The sequence below is a fragment of the Candidatus Paceibacterota bacterium genome, assembly GCA_035546035.1.
Lineage (GTDB): Bacteria > Patescibacteriota > Minisyncoccia > Phycocordibacterales > UBA6065 > UBA6065.
Map to the genome: position 1 here is coordinate 61,407 of DASZXC010000008.1, position 18,689 is coordinate 80,095.

The window sequence follows — 18,689 nt, forward strand, 5'->3', positions numbered from 1 at the left end:
GAGATAGAACAGCTACTTCGCCCTGGTCCCTTCAGGGATGTCGCCCTGCGGTTCGAGGAGCGAGAATTTGCCGTCAGGCGTCGAGACCGCGAAAAGCATGCCGTTCGAATCGAAGCCTTTGATCTTGCGAGGCTCGAGGTTGGTCACGAACATGCACTTTTTGCCGACGAGCGAGGCTAGTTCTGGAAAATACATGGAAATACCCGACACGATCTGGCGGATATCGCGCTTCATCTCGGTCATAGCGACTTCGGCGACGGGCGCGCCTTCGATGGCTATCGTCGCGACCTGTTCGGACGCAGGGCCGAAATCGACGGAGAGCTTTAAGAGCTTGTCCGTCTCCGGAATCTTCTCGGCGGAAAGTATCTTCCCTACCTTTATCTCGACCTTCGCGAAATCGTCGTATGAGATCATGGGTTTATGATGATTTTGTCCTGTCTATATAACTCTGCAAGATGATAGAAGCGGCGGACGCGTCTATCATATCCGTTTTTCCGCTTTTCCCAAGCGTATGCCCGACCTGCGCCGCCTGATGCGACGAAAGCAGCTCCGGCTCATATACCACTACGACGCCGGCCTCGCGTTCGAGCTCGGCGACGAAGCGCCTGACGTCGGCCATGATCGGATTGTCCTTCATACCGAAGTCTTTCGACTCGCCGACGACGGCCGTGCCGATGCCGTGGCCCTTGATGAGGTCTTTGAGCTCGCGCATGAGGTAATTGTCGTTCGGCAGAACGGCTTTTGGGAACGCCATCATGGCTTTATCGTCCGAAATGGCGATGCCCACCCTCTTTTTTCCGTAATCTATGCCCAGGATTCGCATGGTCATATAAGTGTACGGGTTCTCGTCCTAAATAAAAAGCTGCGGGTCTTTAGGCGGACCGCTGCGCCATGCGCTTCAGCGACTCTGCGAAATCGGGTAAGGCTGCGCCCACGATAACCGCGTCCGCGCCGTCTCGTATATCTTCGACCGTTCTTATATTGCTCGCCTGGCACAGCCAGCCCGCGAATAGCGTTCGAGCCTCTTCGAACGTTTCCCGTTTCAGGCTTCCGTCGGACAGATCCCTGCTGTTCCAGACAACCTTGAGGCTTTTCGGAACGGCCTTCAACTCCTCGAGCGTAAGGGGCTCGATCAGGCATTTTTCCGCATGCACGCCTGGAATGCGGCCGACCACAAGGACGTAATCGGCCCCAGCTTTGACGGCTCGGTCGATCTCGCCATCGGTCGCGTGGATGCCTTTGGCGAGAATCGGTTTGCGGGTAAGCGATCTCGCTCTCTCGATCAATGCAAAAGATCCGCCCCAGCGCGGGTCGGTATGGACTGAGACCATGTCTCCGATCTCGTTCGCAAGGGAGAACAGCTCGTCCCAGCTCTTCTCGGACTTGAAGCCGAACGGCGACCGAGTCTTCACTTCGGCGATAATCTGGACGTTCCTGTGCATATTCAAAGATTCGAGCGGATGGGGTGAGATTCGAACTCACGGTCCCCTTGCGAGGACGACAGTTTTCAAGACTGTTCCGTTAGACCGCTCCGGCACCCATCCGTGCCTCAACGTTACAACATATGATGCTATAATCAAGGGCGATGAAAGAGTTCAGGTGGCAGACCCTCGAATACGTCTATAGCGAGAAAAGCTCCGACTGGTATTGGACCGTCGGGATCGTTTCCGTCGCGATCGCCGTCGTCGCCGTCATATTCGGAGACGCGCTCTTCGGCGTCGTGGTCGCGATCGGCGCGTTCTCGCTCACCATGCTCTCCTCGCGCCAGCCGAAAACAATATCGGTCGAGGTGACCGACAAGGGCGTCGCGATAGACAAAACCCTGTATCCGTATCCTGCCCTCGACGCGTTTTCGGTGGATGAAGACCATCATCACGGACCGAGGCTCCTCCTTAAGTCCAAGAAGGTCGTCATGCCCCTCATAACGGTTCAGGTCGCGACAGACCCCGACGCTCTGCGCGCGTTTCTCGTCACGCACCTCAAGCAGGAAACTTTCGACCAGGGCATCCTACACGCGGCCCTCGAAAGGATCGGATTCTGAATCTCCTTTTACTTTTCGCGATTTTCCTGTAAGTTAGTCTGGCACGCTCTCGTCGTTCAATGGATAGGACACTTCCCTGCGAAGGAAGAAATCCAGGTTCGATTCCTGGCGGGAGCACCAAATAGCAAAATCGCCCCATTCAGGGCGATTTTGCTATTTGATCTTCTTGATGAGAGCCGAGAGGCGGGACTTTTTCCTCGAAGCCGCGTTCGGCTTGATGAAATGGGTCTTTGCGGCTTTGTCGAGTTCTGCGTATGCCTTCGGGAGGAGCTTCATAGCCTCGCCCTTATTGCCCTGCGATACGAGCTTCTTGATCTGCTTCGTCACGTCAGAGACCGCGTCGCGGTGATGGATATTGAACACGCGCTTCTTTTTCGATGCGCGGAGGGCCTTCTTTGCTGAAGATGTGATTGCCATATGTGCGCGTCAGAGTACCAAAAAGCCTGAAAAAATGCAATGAAACGGCACTTTTTCCGCGGATTCGGTATACTGGGAGCGTGATCACGCATATAAAAGGAAGGATAATAGACAAGGAAGAGCGCTCGCTGGTCGTGGACGTGAACGGCCTCGGATACAAGGCATTCGTCACGGGTGCGACGCTCGAAAAGGCGCGAGACGGCGCTGAAATAGCCCTTTGGACGCACCTCGCCGTCCGCGAAGACGCGCATACGCTTTTCGGCTTCCCTTCCAAAGACGAGCTCAATTTCTTCGAGCTTCTTATCTCCGTCTCTGGCATCGGGCCGAAGACCGCGCTCGGCATTTTGAACGTCTCGTCGGTCGCTAACATCCGCAAAGCCGTTTCCACGGGGGATACGTCGCATCTGACCAAAGTCTCCGGCGTCGGAAAAAAGATCGCCGACAAGATCGTGCTCGAGCTCAAGGGCAAATTCGACGCGGAGGACTCGGCCGGCATATCGCTCCGCGACGAAGTGGACGCCCTCGAGGCTCTCAAAGCTCTCGGCTTCAAGCATAGCGACGCGCGCGAAGCCCTTAAACAAGTAGACCGGTCCGTTACCGACACCGGCGAGCGCGTCAAAAAGGCTCTCAAGGTTCTGGGCAAATAGCGATACAGAGATGATCGAATCGATACTCTATTCCCTCAAGAAAGTCATACCTCATTCGATATTCGCATTCTTTCAGCCTGCGTATCACATCAGCCTGTCATTCCTCGGCGCGGTCATATACGGATTCCCTTCCCGCAGGCTGAAAGTCGTCGCCGTCACGGGAACCAAGGGCAAAACATCCGTCACCGAGTTAGTGAACGCCATACTGGAAGAAGCCGGATACGAGACCGCCGTCTCGAATACGATCAGGTTCAAGATCGGCAAGACGAGCGAAGACAACCTCTATAAGATGTCCATGCCCGGACGCTTCTTCATCCAGAAATTCCTGAAGAGGGCCGCCGCCGCCGGTTGCACATACGCGGTCATCGAAGTCACGTCCCAAGGCGCATTGCTCCATCGCCACCGCTTCATCTGCTATGACGCCCTCATATTCACCAACCTGGCTCCTGAACACATCGAAGCGCACGGCTCATATGAAAATTATGTCCGAGCGAAGCTCGCCATCGCCGAAGCGGCGGCAAAATCCACAAAAAAGCGCACCCTGCTCATCGCCAATGCCGACGACAAAGTCACCGACCTCTTTCTGAAAAAGGATTTCACTGAAAAGCGCCTCTATTCCCTCGACGATGCCAAGCCGTACGACCTCCATAAGGAAGGCTTCGATATGACGGTTCAGAACGTGAAGATCCATTCTAAGCTTTCAGGCGAGTTCAATATATATAACGAGCTCGCGGCCATAACGCTCGCTGACGCAGAGGATATTTCCATAGATACGTCGAAAAAAGCGCTTGAAAAATTCTCGGGCATCCGAGGGCGCGTCGAAAAAATAGACGCCGGGCAGGATTTCACGGTCATCGTGGACTATGCCCATACGCCCGACTCTCTCCAAAAGCTCTATAACGTATACAAAGGAACGCGCCGCATATGCGTCCTCGGCAATACCGGCGGCGGGCGCGACACATGGAAGCGCGACGAGATGGCCAAGATCGCCGAAAGCGAATGCGACGAGATCATCCTGACGAACGAGGACCCGTACGACGACAATCCGCGAAAGATCGTAGACGACATGGCCCAGGCGATCAGTCCCGCAGCGCGCGAGAAAAAGCTCCGCGTCATCATGGACCGCCGCGAGGCTATAGCGAAAGCGCTCTCCCTCGCCCATTCCGGCGATTCGGTCCTCATCACCGGAAAAGGCACCGACCCGTATATCATGGGCCCGAACAATGCGAAACAGCCGTGGTCCGATGCGAAAGTAGCGCGAGAAGAATTGGTAAGGATACGGAAATAAAAAAATAGCCCGGCGAACCGGGCTATTGCATTGATATATTTCAGGCGGTAAGCGCCATGTTCTCGTACGAGCCTTCGAACATGACATCGAGCTTGCCGTCCTTCTGCTTGAAGAACTGCGGGGTCAGCTGATGGGCTTCCAGGAACTCCTTCATCTGGCGAGCCAGACAAGGGCCTTTGTAGGTCATCTTGCGGAGGGCGATGCAGAGCGCCCGGCGCTCGCGGGGATCGAGCGGGCGCTCATTCTCGTCCACGAAGCTCCATGGCGGGCCGTCGCCGACGCCCTCGTGGATATTGATCGCGACGCCGTTGGAGAGATACCGGACTGACCAGGCTGTAATAAAGAAGAGCAGTTTCATATCATTAAATTACCCCGCTTTTCCCATCTGTCAATATATAGTAGGTTAGAGCCATGCCCGAACTCCCCGAAGTCCAAACGACGGTCAACGGCATCAAAGAGAATCTGGTCGGCCTTTTGATCGAGGACGCCTGGACCGATTATAAGAGCGCGCATCATATCGGCAAGGACAATATAAAAGATCCGGCATACTTTGCGCATTTCCGCAAAGATATTCTGGGCGCGAAAATAACCGGCTCATCTCGCCGCGGCAAAAACGTCCTTATCCACCTGTCGAACGGAAAGACGATCCTCATTCACATGAAGATGACCGGCCATGTGATGTATGGGAAATATAAATTAGGCAAAAACGCCAAGGGCCGCAAAGAATGGACCGCGACGGAGGCCGGCCCCCTGCGCGACGACCCTTTCAATAAGTTCCTGCATTTCGTCCTGGCATTTTCGAATGGAAAGCATATGGTCCTTTCGGATATGAGAAAATTCGCGAAAGTCACGCTCGTAGATACCGACAAGATCGCGGAATCGCTCCACCTTTCCGCTCACGGGCCGGAACCTCTGGAAAAGAGCTTCGATGTTAGAGCGTTGAAAGCCGCTGTATCCAAGCGCCCGAAAGGCCGGATCAAAGCCGTGCTCATGGACCATCAGATAATTTCCGGCATCGGCAACATCTATTCCGACGAGATACTCTGGCGCGCCGGCATCCATCCTTTGCAGAAAATCAAAGAGGTTCCGAACGAGAAATGGCCTCCGATCTGGAAAGCAATGAAGGAGACTTTGAACAAAGGCATCGATTTCGGCGGCGACTCCATGTCGGACTATCGCAATATTCACGGCGAGCGCGGCAAATTCCAGGAAAAACATAATGCCTATCGCAAAACGGGCAAGAGATGCGCGAAACCCGGCTGCGGCGGCACCATCGTCCGCATCAAAGTCGGCGGCCGAAGCGCCCATTTCTGCGACACGCATCAAAAGCTGATACTATAAAGCCATGGACGATATCAAGGACATATTCAAGGGCCTCTTCGAGCATTTCGGCTGGTTCATATGGGCGCTCGTCGGCCTCGGCATCATCTGGTTCTTCACCGGCGGCGCCTATAACGAGAGCGCGCACGAAGGCGCGTACATAAAGCCGCTCGCTCCCCTCGATTCCGGCCAAACCTACGGCACGTATTACGCAGGCGCCCCGACAAAACAGAAAGAGACGCTCGATATCCCTGAATCCCCTGCCGATATTGCCCGCAGGGCGGAGGCCGTCATCACCGACTTCGTCACCCGCGCGAAGCGCGCCGAGACGATCCACGCTAATTCCGCCCTCGCCAAAAGCATATCGTTCGACGGCATAGCCGGAGCCAAGGGCGATAATCCGCAGACCGAATACGTCCGCATTATATCGAGCGAAGGCGCAGCTGATCCCATAAAGCTTTCGGGTCTGACGCTCGTCGGCACGGGCCTACCTGAAGGCATATCGATCCCGAAAGGCGTCTTCGCCTATATGACGAATCAGAAGAACGCCAATGAAGATGTGTACCTCGCGCCGGGCGGCCGGGCGATCGTTTCGTCGGGAGTGTCCCCTCTCGGCGCTTCATTCCAGATCAATAAATGCTCCGGATACCTGAACGAGATCGGCGCGTTCACGCCGGCGCTCCGAAACGAATGCCCTGACGGATCGAACTGCCGTTCGAATGCGTATCGCGGCTACACATACAATGCCTGCGTCGCCGCGTACCAAAAGGATGCGGATTTCTATTCCCATGAATGGAGGATATTCCTCGGCTCGCCATATGAGCTCTGGAAAAATAGCCGCGAGGTCATAGAGCTCCTCGATGCCAAGGGAAATATCATAGACGCGATCACGTACTGATCGCGCGATCTAAGCGCGGTCGAACCACCTGAATAGAGCGATCCCTGCCGAAACCGAAACATTGAGAGACTCTTTTTTGCCGCGCATAGGGATTTCGGCTATGACGTCGGTTTTAGAGAGGATCGATTTCGAGACGCCGGAGACTTCGTTCCCGAATACGACGAGCACCTTGGCGCCGGGGCGAAGCTTCTTGTAATCACGGCTCTCGGCGTTCTGTTCGAGGGCGATGACTTCGAATCCTTCTTTTTTAAGGTCTGCGATGATCTTGCCCGGCATCTTCGCATATTCCCACGGAACGGTCTTCTCGGAACCGAGAGCGCATTTGGCGAAATCGGCGCGCGGCTGATCGAAACGATCCACGGGCGTCGGCGAATAGCCGGAGAGATATATCTTCGACGCGCCGATAGCGTCGGCCGTCCTGAATATGGCGCCGACATTATACACGGAGCGGATATCGTGGAGAAGGATGCGGACGTCCTGTTTCATTTCGATGTCCGCCCACCAGGAATCGAACCTGGGACCATCTCCTTAAAAGGGAGCTGCTCTACCGACTGAGCTATGGGCGGAATATGGCGATAATAGCGCAAAAGGCTTGGAATCTCAATTTTAGTGTGGTATTTTCATTCGGTCGGCCCATGTCGGGCAGGCGCTCGCAGGAGCAACCAAGAGCTGTTCTTTAATATACGTTATGCCCCTCAAATGCATTCAGAGCGGTTCAAAGCTCGCCGGAAAGTTCTACGTGACTGATCGCTTCCGGGATCACGTCATTTGCCCCCTTTCTGCCGAGATCATCGACAAGATCCCCGAATCGGCCCGTCGCCAGGCGCGCTGCGAGGATCTTGAGGACTATCTCGGCATCGACGTCTCAGTCGGCAAGGCGAATGAAGACGCCGAGAACGGAGGATACCTCGATATCCCGCTCGCATCGGGAAAATTCCAGTTCTCGATCAGCAGGGAGAACATGTATCGCTATATCGGCCGCCTCGTCGAGTATTTTCCGGAGAGGCGGGCGCCGCAGAGGAGATTCCATCGCGGTCCGACCAGGATCGTCGCTTGAATCGCTTCCGGCATAGCTTCGGCCCCGCGACGTACGTCGCGGGGCCTTTTCTTTTCCCTATCTTCCCGCGCCTTAAATATCCAGCGCTAATTTTTCGAGCTCTATGGCGAAATCCGCCTGGCCGCGATGGGCCCGATGATACATATGGACGAGATTCGAGAGCAGGCTCTCGATCTCCCCGCTCGCAAAATGAGAGGCATATCGTTTGGCTTTTCCGTATACGAACGGATTAAGCCCTGCTTCCGCCGCAGACGACGTCCGCGCCGCCAAAGCGAGCGATTTCGCCTGCCAGAACAGTATGCCGTGCAGCTCTTCGGGCGCAGCATCGTCGTCGAGGGCTTCGCGCAAGAGCATCCAGAGCCTCTTCTTGTCGCGCGCGCCCAGCGCATCGGCGAGGGCGAAGAACGAGCCTTCTTTTTTAGCCGGACCCTCCGCGGCTTCGTACTCGGTTATCTTCTCCGCCCTCTTTTCGAGCTTCTTCAGGATCTCTTTCGTCAGCTTTCCCTCGAAGAATATGAATATGTTCGGAGACTCCCGTATCGCCTCTATCTTATCCATCATGATATCGCGCATGTCGGGAATCTCGAGCGTCCTATCCATAAAGAGAATCTGCCTGTTCTCGAAAAGGCCCTGGGTCTGGGTGAGCTCTTCGATTCTCTCGGGAGTCACTTCGTCAGCGCGCATGATACCGGCCGCGGCGTCGGGCTTTTTCGCCTTGAGCGCGTCGAAAAGCGCGTGCGATCTCTCGCGCGCTTTCTCTATATCGGTTCCATGGATCACATAGAGCATTGCCTTAAGTCTAGCAAATAAAAAAGCCGCGCATTCGCATGCGCAGCTTTGAGCGAAGATCATCCTCCGGATTACGGCGCCGTACGCGTGAGCGTGCCGGCATCGAAATCCGTGATCGCATCGAGGAGGCTGGTGTAGAGCACACCCTTCTCGACGCGCCGGTCGAAATGGGCATCGATGGAAGGTGTGAACGACGAGAACTCGACCGTGACCAGTTCGGGATTCTTCTTGCGAAGGGTCCCGACGGCTTCGGCTGCGGCAGCCGCGTCGCCCCGGACCATGCCGGTAACGAAGAGCTGTCGCGAACCCGGCTGGATGAGCTTCTCGGCATTTTTGACTTCCGAGACAAGGGCGAAGTCCTCGTTCTCCCGAAGATCGCCGCACAGAAGAGCCGTGTGGGCCAGATCGATCGAGATAGGCGAGGTTTGGAGGATGACGATTCTTGGCATTTTGGTAGCAGTATGAGCAATCATGGTGGTATGAAGTTCTACATACTATTATATCTCTATAATAGTAAAAAGTCAAGGGTAAAAAGCCCTTATTTTAAGCCTTTTCCATCTCTCCCCAGTTGTCCCCTACCTTAGCATCGGCGACCAGCGTGATGCCTTGGATTTCCTTCGGAAGGATGATTTCCTCCATTATCTTCCTTATATCGGGAACGATGGCTTCGATCACGCCTGATTTCGCTTCGAGGACGATCTCGTCATGCACCTGCATCAATATATGAACGTCTTTGGACAGGTCTTTCCTCTGTATATATTCGTCTATGCGGATCATGGCGAGCTTCACGACGTCGGCCTCGGTGCCTTGGATCGGGGCATTGATGGCCATGCGCTCGGCGGCCGCGCGGATGAAGGGCAGCTTCGACTTTATGCCGTCGAAATAGCGCCTGCGCCCGAAATACGTTTCGGTGTATCCTTGCCGCGCGGCCTCTGCCTTTACCCCTTCCAAATAATCGCGCAGCCCGGAGAATCGCTCGAAATAGTCGTTATAGAATTTCTGCGCCGCTTTCCTGTCTACGCCCATGTTTTTCTGGAGCGCTGTCACGCCCATTCCGTACATCACGCCGAAATTGATGACCTTGGCCTGGCTTCGCATAGATTTAGTGATGGATTCGGTCGGCACGCCGAATACTTGCGCCGCGACGGCGGCGTGGACATCCTCCCCGCGCTTGAATATGTCCACGAACTTCTCGTCTTTCGACAGGAACGCGGCGATGCGGAGCTCGATCTGCGAATAATCGAAAGCGATGAGCTTCCAGCCCTTGTCCGTTATGAATGCATCGCGGATCTTGCGGCCCAATTCGGTTTTGTTCGGAATATTCTGTATGTTCGGATCCTTCGACGCCATACGGCCCGTCGCGCTTCCCGTCTGGATGAACGTCGAATGGAGCCTCGACGAATCGTCTATGAGCGTCGGTATGGTGTCCAGGTACGTGCCGATCAATTTCGACAGCTCGCGGTATTTCAATATCTCGTCTATGATCGGATGCTCGTCGCGCAGTTTTTCGAGCTCGGACTCCTTGGTCGAAAGCGCGCCGCCGGCCGTCTTCTTTTTCGATTTAAGGCCGAGCTTCACGAAAAGCACTTCGCCTAATTGCTTCGGCGAGCTGATATTGAATTCGGCTTCGGCCATGCGCCAGACGCTCTTTTCTATAGCGCCGAGGTCTTTGCGGTATTGGTTGCCGAGGCTCACCAGGTATTCCTTGTCTATCTTTACGCCCCGCTGCTTCATCTTGTCGAGAACGGGCATGAGCGGTCTTTCGATCTCGTCCCAGACCCTGGTTAGGCCGCGCTTTTCGATCTCGGCTTTGAGCGTTCGATATGCCTCGTCGAAAGATTTCGCGCCCGTGAATCCCATGATGTCGTCGGGCGTCGGGTCGGTCAGGTTCGAATTGACGAGCCACATCATGACCGCCGCTTCGCGGAAGCGGGCACCTTCGAGAGAAGCGCCTATGGCGTGCGTCGATTTCGTCGCGACTTCGGCCTGGACGGCTCCGCCGCTCGCGTCCTGCCCCAACGCATTCTTCAATCTGATCGCCATCGTCCTGAATTCGAGCTTGGAGAACAATCTTGTCGCCGCATCGATGTCCACCGCCTCGCGCCACGCCTTTTCCGGCAGCTTCCAGTCTATCGGCGCGTCGCGGCGTATGGTCGTGAGCACTTTCGAGAACTCAGCATCCTCCTGCCCCGTTTCGAGGAGCTCGACGATGCGCGGCGTCAGGCCCGCCTCAGTGAATCTATCTTTATTTTTTCTGAGCGCCTTATATATGTCCTCGATCGCGCCGAACTGCGTGATAAGCGTCGTCGCGGTCTTCTCGCCTATACCTTTGATGCCGATGATATTGTCCGACGGATCGCCCCGGAGGCCTTTATAGTCGGGCAAGAGCTCCGGGCCGAATCCGAATCGCTCGCGAACGCCCGCTTCGTCATATATGATCGTGTCTTTGATTCCCTTTTTCAGGGTATAGACTCGGACTGCTTCGCCGGAGACGAGCTGGAGCGTATCCATGTCGCCCGATGCGATGACGACCTCGATCTTCTGCCCTCCCTTTTTGGACCATTCTTTTTTCGTCTTCTCGACGATGGTGCCCAGGATGTCGTCGGCTTCGAAGCCTTCCTTGTCATATATAGGAATGGAGAGGGCGTCGAACACCTCGCGGCTCCGTATGATCTGCTGGACCAGGGCTTCGTCGGTTTTGACGCGGCCGGCTTTGTAGTCTTTGTACGCTTCATGGCGGTGGGTCGGCTTCGGCAGGTCGTATGCCGCGACGATATAGTCTGGCTTCAATTTTTCGACCGCGCTCAAAAGCATGGTGCAAAGGCCGTACAGAGCGCCCGTAGGCTCCCCTGCGGCCGTCGAAAAATCGGGCAACGCATGGTATGCCCTATGGAGTATGGCGTGAGAATCGAGGAGTACGAGGCGTTTCACCCCCTAATTAAACACTATTTCCCTCGTCTTCTCATCTATAAATTTGAACGATATCGTGACGGCGTCTTTGGGCAGGGCCGCGCCTATCTTTTCCGGCCATTCGATGAGAACGAGGTTGGCCGGGTCCGCGATCGTCTCTTTCCAACCGAGCTTTTCGATTTCAGCCGTTCTTTCCAGGCGATACGCATCTATATGTATGAATCGGCGGAAATGAGCGTGACCGCTCATGTCGAAGCGTTTTTCTATGACGAATGTCGGACTCGTCACGTCTTCTTCGCGCAGGCCGAGCGCCGCGGCGAAGGCTTTAGTAAATGTAGTCTTGCCCGAACCGAGGTCGCCCGAAAGTGCGATTACGGTCGCGCCATTGCCTGCAGGCGTCAGCCCCGCCAAAAATTCTTGGGCCATTTTTCCTGTCCCTTCGACGCTTCGCGAGATCATAGGCGCATCATACGCCATCGCGGGCGTTCGCGCCAAAAACAAAGGCCCGTCTTGCGACGGACCGATGGGAATAGCCGTAAGGCTAGTACGAATACATGTTCTGCGAATAAGCGTATGCGCCGTTCTTGCCGACATTCCAGGCTACGGTGATAGGACCGTAGGACTGGTTGATGTAGATGGTCTGGCTGTACGGCTTGAGGTTCACCTTGTTGCCGTCCTTGTCCAGACTGTACGCGACCGATCGGAACACGACCGGATGGTTCCGAAACGCGCTCGCGGGCGAGAACTCGCGGATCCCTCCGGAGGGAATGCCCTGCCAGACGAGCCGGGATTGTTCGTAGAAGTCCACGAACGTGCCCGGCTCGTTCTCGTTCGCGATCACGATGGTATCGAGGGATACCGTGAACGAGCCCTTGCCGCCCAAAGGCGACCGGACGACGCCTTCGAAGGCCTTGGCGCCGGAACGGACGATGGGAGAGCTTCCCGGCCGGGCCGCGACGCAGCCTGACAGGAATGCCGATGACAGGACGCTGACAAAGAACAGGATGTTGGTTTTCATGGGTACGAAAAATACGGAATCGAGGTTGTGCTGGCGTTTTCTCTTTCAATTATACCTCTATTTATCGTCATTGTCAATGTATTATACCTGCCCACCCCGCCCTGGCGACCTGCCGTGCTAAAATATTCCACATGACCGTAACCTTCGACGAAGACAAGCAGGGCAAGCGCCTCGACGAATTCAAGAGGCGCGAAGAAGAAGACGTGGCGCAGATCGTCGCGGCGCGCTATGGCCTCGAATACGCGGACCTCGCTCCCGTCCCTATCAACATGGACGCGCTCCGCCTTGTGCCCGAACATGATGCCCGCGACGGCAAAGTGGCCGCATTCAGCCTCATCGGCAAGCGCGTGAAGCTCGCCGTCGTCTCGCCGGTATTCGAGCGCACCAAAGACGCGGTCAATGCATTGACCCAAAAGGGGTACGAGGTGACGCAGGTGGTCGCATCCCCTCTTTCATTGGAAAAGGCATGGTCGCGATACGCCGACCTGTCGTTCTCGACCGAAACGAAAGCCGGCGCGCTGGACATATCGAGCGAGGACATCAAGACGTTCATCGGCCAGATAAAGACGATCGAGGACGTCCGCGCGCAGATCACCGAGATATTGAAGCTGAAGAAGGGATTCCGCATATCGAAGATCCTCGAGATCGTGCTTTCGGGCGCGCTCGCGACCAAGGCGTCCGACGTCCATATAGAGCCGGAGGAGGCATATGTCCGCCTCCGCTACCGCCTGGACGGCGTGCTCACCGATATATTGTCGTTCGACACCGAGACGTTCGGATTGTTGCTCTCGCGCATCAAATTGCTGTCGGGATTGAAGCTTAATATCAAGTCGGAGGCGCAGGACGGCCGCTTCAGCGTCAAGATAGCGATGGGAGACGAGAGCGACGAAATCGAGATCCGCACATCAGTCTTGCCAGGCGCCTATAACGAATCAGTGGTGCTTCGCCTCCTTAATCCGAAATCGATCCAGGTACCGCTCGAAGAGCTCGGCATCCATCCGAAGCTCCTCCATATATTGCTGAAAGAGATCGAGAAGCCGAACGGCATGGTGCTAACCACCGGCCCTACGGGTTCGGGCAAGACGACGACGCTCTATGCGTTCATGAGGAAGATCCACACGCCGCAGGTGAAGATCATCACTATCGAGGATCCGATCGAATACCACCTCCCCGGCATCGTCCAGACGCAGGTGAACAACGAGAAGAACTATTCGTTCGCATTGGGCCTGCGATCGGCCCTGCGACAAGACCCTGACGTCATCATGGTCGGCGAGATCCGCGACAGCGAGACGGCGCAGACGGCGATCAATTCGGCGCTTACGGGGCATCTGGTGTTCTCGACGCTCCATACCAACGATGCGGCCGGGTCGTTCCCCCGACTCATAGACCTCGGCGTGAATCCGCGCGTCATCTCTTCGGCGGTGTCGGTCGCTTTGGCGCAGCGCTTGGTCCGAAAGCTCTGCCCTCGCTGTAAAAAAGAAGAGGTCATCGCAAACGAAGACAAGAAATCGATCGATACCGTCATCGCGGGCATAACCGACCGAGCGCTCGCTCCGGCATCGGTCGAGAGATACTGGAAACCGGTCGGCTGCGCCGAATGCAATAACACCGGCTATCGCGGCCGCGTCGGCATATACGAAGGCATACTCATCACCGAGGACATAAACAAGGCGATCGAATACTCGACGAGCGAGAGCGAGATCGCCAAAGCGGCGAAACCCCAGGGCATATTGACCATGCTCGAGGACGGCGTGCTGAAAGTGCTTTCGGGCGTGACGTCGCTCGAAGAATTAGAGCGCGTTATAAGCATCGAGGATTAATATGATCAACAACGAATTCAATGTATCGGCGAAAGTGCAGGAATTGGAGCGCGCTCTGGACAAGCTCGCCCTTGATTTTCAGGAAAAAGAGCGTAAGGTCCAGGAGATAAAGGAAAAGATCGCCGCGGACAAGGCGACGATCAAGGATAAAGAGCAGGAAGAGCGCCGTTTGGAGGGCGAATTGCGCCGCGCCGAGATAGAACTGATGAACGCCAAGCGCGAGCACGACAGGCATCATGCGGAATTCGAGCGCTTCCAGGAGGATTTCCGCCGCCAGCAGCAGGGAGCGAAAGGCGCTATAAGGAAGCGGGCGGCGTAGGCCGCGGGCGTTCCGCCCGCGGCCTTATTTGCCTCATTCCCTATCGTGTGCTCCTTTGAAAAAAGAGCATTGCGCTCCCGAAAGCGAGGAGTACTATGAGCACCAGATCTCCGGAAACGAAGAATTCCAGAACATAAATCTCTAAGCGATGCTTGTGATGTGCATCAAAAGTTAAGGTGAGGTCGCAGGATGGCCCCAGTAGGAAGACCGGAGTCTAACCAGAACGTCCTCCGATTGACACCTAGTAAACCGTAAAGGTTTAATCGCTTAGAGATTTATACTCTGGAATCGATGTTCAGTCTGTCGCCAGGTATCTTAGCATAAAGATTTTCATATGTCAAGTAGCTCCCCTGCAGCCCACGGAGACGCCAAAGATAAGGCCTCGAACAAGGCTTCTGACGAGCTTTTTCTCGATACGACCCTTCGTCCCTCTTCCTGGGACGAATATGTAGGCCAAAAGGCCATCAAAGACAACCTCAAGGTGCTTTTGCGCGCCGCTTCCGAGCGCAACCACCCCCCGGAGCACATCCTTTTCTACGGCCCGCCCGGCCTAGGCAAGACGACGCTCGCGCATCTCATCGCCAAAGAGACCGCGTCGCAATTGAAAGCCACGTCCGGCCCGGCCATAGAAAAAGTCGGCGACCTCGCGTCTATACTGACCAATCTCGCCTCGGGCGACATGCTTTTCATAGACGAGATCCACCGCCTGAACAAAGCGATCGAAGAGGTGCTCTACCCCGCCATGGAATCGGGCTCTTTGGACATCATCATCGGCAAAGGCCCTTCGGCGCGAACGATACAGCTCGAATTGCCGCCATTCACTCTAATCGCCGCGACTACGCGGGTGGCTATGCTGTCGTCGCCGCTCCGATCGCGCTTTTCAGGCGGCACATTCAGGCTCGAATTCTATACCGACAAAGAGATCCAGCAGATAATCCACCGCTCGGCCAAGCTTCTGGGCATAGACATAGACCCCGCATCGTCCGAAAAGATCGCGAAGCGCAGCCGATTCACGCCGCGAACGGCCAATTTCCTCTTGAAGCGCGTCCGCGACTTGGCCCAAGTCGAAAAAGTGCCTGTTTCGGTCGAAATCGTGGATCGATCGCTCGCCATGTTGGGCATAGACGAACTCGGATTGACGCAAAGCGACCGCGATCTGCTGAAGACTCTGGTAGACAAGTTCAACGGCGGCCCGGTCGGACTGAATACGTTAGCCGCTTCCCTTTCCGAAGAAGAAGCGACCATCGAAGAGGTGCACGAGCCGTATCTGTTGCAGCTCGGCCTCATCGAACGAACGCCGCGCGGCCGCAAAGTGACGGAGAAAGGCTACGATCATATGAAAATAGCGCCCGAAAAGAGAGGAAAGCTTTTGTAAGATAAGATTAATCGAGCAAGCGCATGGCAGGACACAATAAATGGAAGCAGATAAAAGACCGCAAGGCCAAGACCGACGGAGCGAAGTCGAAGCTCTATTCGAAATATTCGAAGCTGATCTCGGCAGAGGCGCAGAAAGTTAAGGGCGACAAGAACGCGCCCTCGCTCCGCGCATTGATCGAGCGGGCCAAGACCGAGAACGTGACGAGCGACGTCATCGAGCGCGCGGTCAAGAAAGCGAACGAACCGGGAGCGGCTCTGGAAGCCATCACTTATGAAGCGTACGGCCCGGGCGGATGCGCGCTCATGATCGAAACGCTCACGTCGAACAAGAACAAAGCGGCGCAGGAGGTGAAGCACATCTTGTCGGACAACGGCTTTGCCCTCGCGACCCCCGGCAGCGCGTCATGGGCATTCAAGCGCGAAGGCGCGAACTGGATCGCGACGACTGCGACGCAATTGGAAGACGCGGATATCGCCGTTCTCGAAAAATTGGTCGGTGATCTCGAAGGCAACGACGAGGTGCAGGAAGTCTTCACGAACGTCGAATAACGGATATGAGGATCCTCGCCATCGATCCCGGATACGAACGCCTCGGCATCGCCGTCATAGAAAAGAATCCTCGCCAGAAAGAGACGCTCGTCTATTCCGATTGCTTTAAAACGGATAAAAAGCTGCCTCACAATGAGCGCCTCGGTCTTATCGGCGCCGAAATAGGCCGCATCATCGCAGACTTCGAACCGAAAGCGCTTGCCATAGAGACGCTCTTCTTCAGCACCAACGCCAAAACGGCGATAGCCGTCGCCGAAGCGCGCGGCGTCATTTTATATGAAGCAGCGAAGCGCGGCCTTGCGGTATACGAATACGGACCGGGACAGATAAAAGCTGCGGTAACAGGCCACGGCCAGAGCGATAAAGAGCAGATCATCGCCATGATCCCCCGCCTCATCAGGGTCGAAAAGACCATAAGGCATGACGACGAGTACGACGCGATCGCTGTCGGGCTCACTTGCTTCGCTTGCGAAAGGTTTTCCACAGCCTGACAACTTTTCAAACCAAAACTCATTTGCTACAAATGAGGGGCACTCAAGAAAAACATGCCAAGAAAGAAGATCCAAAAGGAAGAACCTATCAAAGACGAAGAGGAAAAGGACGAGGTCAAGCTTAAGGACGACGAGAGCGAAGACGATCCAAGCCCGAAGAAGGTTTCGAGCGATGACGATGAAGAATCCGGGGACGACGTCGAAGATGTCGATGACGGCAGCGAAGACGGAGAGGACGAGGATGATCCGCTCGACGACTTCAGAAACGAAGAGGAGGAGAGCTGGTAGACACCATGAATATAAAAACGCGTCCCGCCAAGCCCCGGGACGCGTTTTTATATTCATGGTGTCTGCTATCTCACCCGTATCTTCAAAAATCTATGCTTTCCGACCTTCAGGTCCATATCGCTTTCTACCTTCTGGTCGAGCGCGACGACAGCCCCCGTCTTCATATCCTTAATCGCGGCTTCGGAAATGAGGCGGCGGAAGTCTGATCTCGAAGAGACGATCTTGGCTTCAATAAGCACGTCGCTGATCTTTGCTTCTTTAGCCGCCCTTACTTCCGGAGCGGCTTCGGGCATGCCTTTCTTTTCAGAGAAAGTCTTGAGGAAAGAATCTCGGGCCTCACGAGCAGCGTCCTTACCATGATAAAGGTAGACGATCTCCTCTCCCAATCGCAGTTTTAGATCTCTTGGATTGACGTTCTTGTCCGAGAGCTCTTTCTTTACCTCTTCAACCGAAGAAAAGGTGCAGAGCTCGAAGTAGTCAGAGATGACCGAATCAGGTATGGACATGATCTTCCCGAATATCTCGGAAGGCGCCTCGGAAATGCCGATGTAGTTATTAAGGCTCTTGCTCATCTTCTCCTTGCCATCTGTGCCCGGAAGGATCTTACAGGTCATGACGGCCTGGGGGGGCTGCCCGTTCGCCTTCATTACGTCTCGGCCCATCATCATGTTAAACGTCTGGTCGGTGCCTCCGATCTCAAGGTCGCAGGAATTATATATTCTGTGGATCAAATAAGAATCTATGCCCTGAAATACAGGATAGAGCATTTCGTGCATATAAAGCTCTTGATTCTTCTTTATCCGTTCTTGGAACATATCCCTGCTCACAAGTTTGGAGAAAGTTATATGCTTCAAAGTCCACATGAGGCCGTTTACGGTGAGGATATCGATCGCGCCGCCGGGTCGTTTGAGAGCGGTCTTTTGCATTCTGGTATCTATCAATGCCTTAGTCAGGACGGCGATATCCGTTACGCGCTCTTCTTCACCAGCACTATTTTTTCGAGTAAGAAATACGTCACTCGCATTGTAAAACCAATCGGAATTCCTGATCCAGGAATATACCTTTGGATCTAGATTGAGGATTTTACCTACCTGCTGATTATAAGTATCGACATTTTTTTGAATCTCAAGCTGGTCGAGCTCCGGTCGAGTCTGACTCTTACCCGTCGGATCGCCGATCCTTGCGGTAAAGTCACCTACCACGAATACGACCTTACAACCAAGATCTTGGAATTTCCTTAGTTTTTGAAATACGACGGCATGTCCAAGATGGATATCCGGTTTTGTCGGATCAATTCCAAACTTGATGATTATCTCTTCTTTATCATCATTCTTTATCTTTTTTGTGAGCTTTTGCCTGAATTTGCCTTCGGGATCCACAAATTCTCCGACTCCCTTAGTGAAAAGATTGTCTAATTCCTTTAGTTTATCCGTAGTATTCATGTATGGACGTAAAATTAT

At 54.8% G+C, this 18,689-nt stretch carries 24 protein-coding genes and 3 tRNA genes; 13 read left to right on the forward strand and 14 right to left on the reverse strand.

What is annotated here, in order from left to right; all coding sequences use genetic code 11:
- Positions 1 to 12 precede the first annotated feature (12 nt).
- The 4 genes from VHE10_01615 to VHE10_01630 form a co-directional block, all read right to left on the reverse strand.
- Positions 13 to 414 (reverse strand): hypothetical protein, encoded by a 402-nt coding sequence (locus tag VHE10_01615; protein HVU06467.1) that lies wholly within the window; start codon positions 412 to 414, stop codon positions 13 to 15.
- Between the two features lie 4 nt (positions 415 to 418).
- Entirely contained in the window at positions 419 to 829 is a 411-nt protein-coding gene (gene ruvX, locus VHE10_01620; GenBank protein ID HVU06468.1) for a Holliday junction resolvase RuvX, read from the reverse strand.
- 43 nt (positions 830 to 872) lie between these two features.
- On the reverse strand, positions 873 to 1,442 hold the full coding sequence (locus VHE10_01625) for a hypothetical protein (protein HVU06469.1): 570 nt from the start codon (positions 1,440 to 1,442) through the stop codon (positions 873 to 875).
- A 15-nt stretch (positions 1,443 to 1,457) separates the two neighbouring features.
- Positions 1,458 to 1,544, reverse strand: a tRNA-Ser gene (locus tag VHE10_01630).
- 41 nt (positions 1,545 to 1,585) lie between these two features.
- Between VHE10_01630 and VHE10_01635 the strand changes: the two genes are divergently transcribed.
- Both VHE10_01635 and VHE10_01640 read left to right on the forward strand, forming a co-directional pair.
- A complete protein-coding gene (locus tag VHE10_01635; protein HVU06470.1) occupies positions 1,586 to 2,041 on the forward strand; it encodes a hypothetical protein in 456 nt (151 codons plus the stop codon).
- Positions 2,042 to 2,086: 45 nt separating this feature from the next.
- Positions 2,087 to 2,161: transfer RNA gene (locus tag VHE10_01640), tRNA-Arg, on the forward strand.
- A gap of 33 nt (positions 2,162 to 2,194) precedes the next feature.
- On the opposite strand, the gene rpsT is transcribed toward VHE10_01640, so the two are convergent.
- Complete coding sequence (gene rpsT / locus VHE10_01645) at positions 2,195 to 2,458, reverse strand: 30S ribosomal protein S20 (GenBank protein HVU06471.1); 264 nt, start codon at positions 2,456 to 2,458, stop codon at positions 2,195 to 2,197.
- Positions 2,459 to 2,538: 80 nt separating this feature from the next.
- Here rpsT and ruvA point away from each other — a divergent pair, with 80 nt between their 5' ends.
- Together ruvA and murE are read left to right on the forward strand one after the other, a co-directional pair.
- Positions 2,539 to 3,105 carry a Holliday junction branch migration protein RuvA gene (gene ruvA, locus VHE10_01650; protein ID HVU06472.1) on the forward strand — a complete coding sequence of 189 codons (567 nt, stop codon included), beginning with the start codon at positions 2,539 to 2,541 and terminating at the stop codon, positions 3,103 to 3,105.
- A 10-nt stretch (positions 3,106 to 3,115) separates the two neighbouring features.
- Complete coding sequence (gene murE / locus VHE10_01655) at positions 3,116 to 4,393, forward strand: UDP-N-acetylmuramyl-tripeptide synthetase (protein ID HVU06473.1); 1,278 nt, start codon at positions 3,116 to 3,118, stop codon at positions 4,391 to 4,393.
- A 40-nt stretch (positions 4,394 to 4,433) separates the two neighbouring features.
- Here murE and VHE10_01660 read toward each other — a convergent pair whose 3' ends face one another.
- On the reverse strand, positions 4,434 to 4,751 hold the full coding sequence (locus tag VHE10_01660; protein ID HVU06474.1) for a hypothetical protein: 318 nt from the start codon (positions 4,749 to 4,751) through the stop codon (positions 4,434 to 4,436).
- Positions 4,752 to 4,804: 53 nt separating this feature from the next.
- Here VHE10_01660 and mutM point away from each other — a divergent pair, with 53 nt between their 5' ends.
- On the forward strand, positions 4,805 to 5,734 hold the full coding sequence (gene mutM, locus VHE10_01665) for a bifunctional DNA-formamidopyrimidine glycosylase/DNA-(apurinic or apyrimidinic site) lyase (protein ID HVU06475.1): 930 nt from the start codon (positions 4,805 to 4,807) through the stop codon (positions 5,732 to 5,734).
- Positions 5,735 to 5,738: 4 nt separating this feature from the next.
- A complete protein-coding gene (locus VHE10_01670) occupies positions 5,739 to 6,611 on the forward strand; it encodes a hypothetical protein (protein ID HVU06476.1) in 873 nt (290 codons plus the stop codon).
- Positions 6,612 to 6,620: 9 nt separating this feature from the next.
- On the opposite strand, the gene VHE10_01675 is transcribed toward VHE10_01670, so the two are convergent.
- A complete protein-coding gene (locus tag VHE10_01675; GenBank protein HVU06477.1) occupies positions 6,621 to 7,097 on the reverse strand; it encodes a TrmH family RNA methyltransferase in 477 nt (158 codons plus the stop codon).
- A gap of 7 nt (positions 7,098 to 7,104) precedes the next feature.
- A tRNA-Lys gene (locus tag VHE10_01680) sits at positions 7,105 to 7,177 on the reverse strand.
- A 122-nt stretch (positions 7,178 to 7,299) separates the two neighbouring features.
- On the opposite strand from VHE10_01680, the gene VHE10_01685 reads away from it, so the two are divergent.
- Entirely contained in the window at positions 7,300 to 7,668 is a 369-nt protein-coding gene (locus VHE10_01685; protein ID HVU06478.1) for a hypothetical protein, read from the forward strand.
- Positions 7,669 to 7,740: 72 nt separating this feature from the next.
- On the opposite strand, the gene VHE10_01690 is transcribed toward VHE10_01685, so the two are convergent.
- The 5 genes from VHE10_01690 to VHE10_01710 form a co-directional block, all read right to left on the reverse strand.
- Positions 7,741 to 8,457: a hypothetical protein gene (locus tag VHE10_01690; GenBank protein ID HVU06479.1), complete on the reverse strand. Its 717-nt coding sequence runs from the start codon at positions 8,455 to 8,457 to the stop codon at positions 7,741 to 7,743.
- A gap of 71 nt (positions 8,458 to 8,528) precedes the next feature.
- A complete protein-coding gene (locus tag VHE10_01695; GenBank protein HVU06480.1) occupies positions 8,529 to 8,906 on the reverse strand; it encodes a hypothetical protein in 378 nt (125 codons plus the stop codon).
- 94 nt (positions 8,907 to 9,000) lie between these two features.
- The gene (locus VHE10_01700) at positions 9,001 to 11,388 is read right to left on the reverse strand and encodes a DNA polymerase (protein ID HVU06481.1); all 2,388 of its coding nucleotides are present in this window, start codon (positions 11,386 to 11,388) and stop codon (positions 9,001 to 9,003) included.
- Between the two features lie 3 nt (positions 11,389 to 11,391).
- Positions 11,392 to 11,826 carry a tRNA (adenosine(37)-N6)-threonylcarbamoyltransferase complex ATPase subunit type 1 TsaE gene (gene tsaE / locus VHE10_01705; protein HVU06482.1) on the reverse strand — a complete coding sequence of 145 codons (435 nt, stop codon included), beginning with the start codon at positions 11,824 to 11,826 and terminating at the stop codon, positions 11,392 to 11,394.
- A gap of 82 nt (positions 11,827 to 11,908) precedes the next feature.
- Positions 11,909 to 12,385, reverse strand: coding sequence for a hypothetical protein (locus VHE10_01710; GenBank protein ID HVU06483.1), 477 nt, complete (start codon positions 12,383 to 12,385; stop codon positions 11,909 to 11,911).
- A gap of 131 nt (positions 12,386 to 12,516) precedes the next feature.
- On the opposite strand from VHE10_01710, the gene VHE10_01715 reads away from it, so the two are divergent.
- From VHE10_01715 to VHE10_01740, 6 genes are all read left to right on the forward strand, one after another.
- Positions 12,517 to 14,205: a GspE/PulE family protein gene (locus VHE10_01715; protein HVU06484.1), complete on the forward strand. Its 1,689-nt coding sequence runs from the start codon at positions 12,517 to 12,519 to the stop codon at positions 14,203 to 14,205.
- Between the two features lies 1 nt (position 14,206).
- Entirely contained in the window at positions 14,207 to 14,524 is a 318-nt protein-coding gene (locus tag VHE10_01720) for a hypothetical protein (protein ID HVU06485.1), read from the forward strand.
- A 334-nt stretch (positions 14,525 to 14,858) separates the two neighbouring features.
- The gene (ruvB, locus tag VHE10_01725; GenBank protein ID HVU06486.1) at positions 14,859 to 15,899 is read left to right on the forward strand and encodes a Holliday junction branch migration DNA helicase RuvB; all 1,041 of its coding nucleotides are present in this window, start codon (positions 14,859 to 14,861) and stop codon (positions 15,897 to 15,899) included.
- 23 nt (positions 15,900 to 15,922) lie between these two features.
- Positions 15,923 to 16,450, forward strand: coding sequence for a YebC/PmpR family DNA-binding transcriptional regulator (locus VHE10_01730; protein ID HVU06487.1), 528 nt, complete (start codon positions 15,923 to 15,925; stop codon positions 16,448 to 16,450).
- A gap of 5 nt (positions 16,451 to 16,455) precedes the next feature.
- On the forward strand, positions 16,456 to 16,941 hold the full coding sequence (ruvC, locus tag VHE10_01735) for a crossover junction endodeoxyribonuclease RuvC (protein ID HVU06488.1): 486 nt from the start codon (positions 16,456 to 16,458) through the stop codon (positions 16,939 to 16,941).
- Between the two features lie 54 nt (positions 16,942 to 16,995).
- The gene (locus tag VHE10_01740; GenBank protein ID HVU06489.1) at positions 16,996 to 17,229 is read left to right on the forward strand and encodes a hypothetical protein; all 234 of its coding nucleotides are present in this window, start codon (positions 16,996 to 16,998) and stop codon (positions 17,227 to 17,229) included.
- A 65-nt stretch (positions 17,230 to 17,294) separates the two neighbouring features.
- On the opposite strand, the gene tyrS is transcribed toward VHE10_01740, so the two are convergent.
- The gene (gene tyrS, locus VHE10_01745) at positions 17,295 to 18,671 is read right to left on the reverse strand and encodes a tyrosine--tRNA ligase (protein HVU06490.1); all 1,377 of its coding nucleotides are present in this window, start codon (positions 18,669 to 18,671) and stop codon (positions 17,295 to 17,297) included.
- Positions 18,672 to 18,689: the final 18 nt, after the last annotated feature.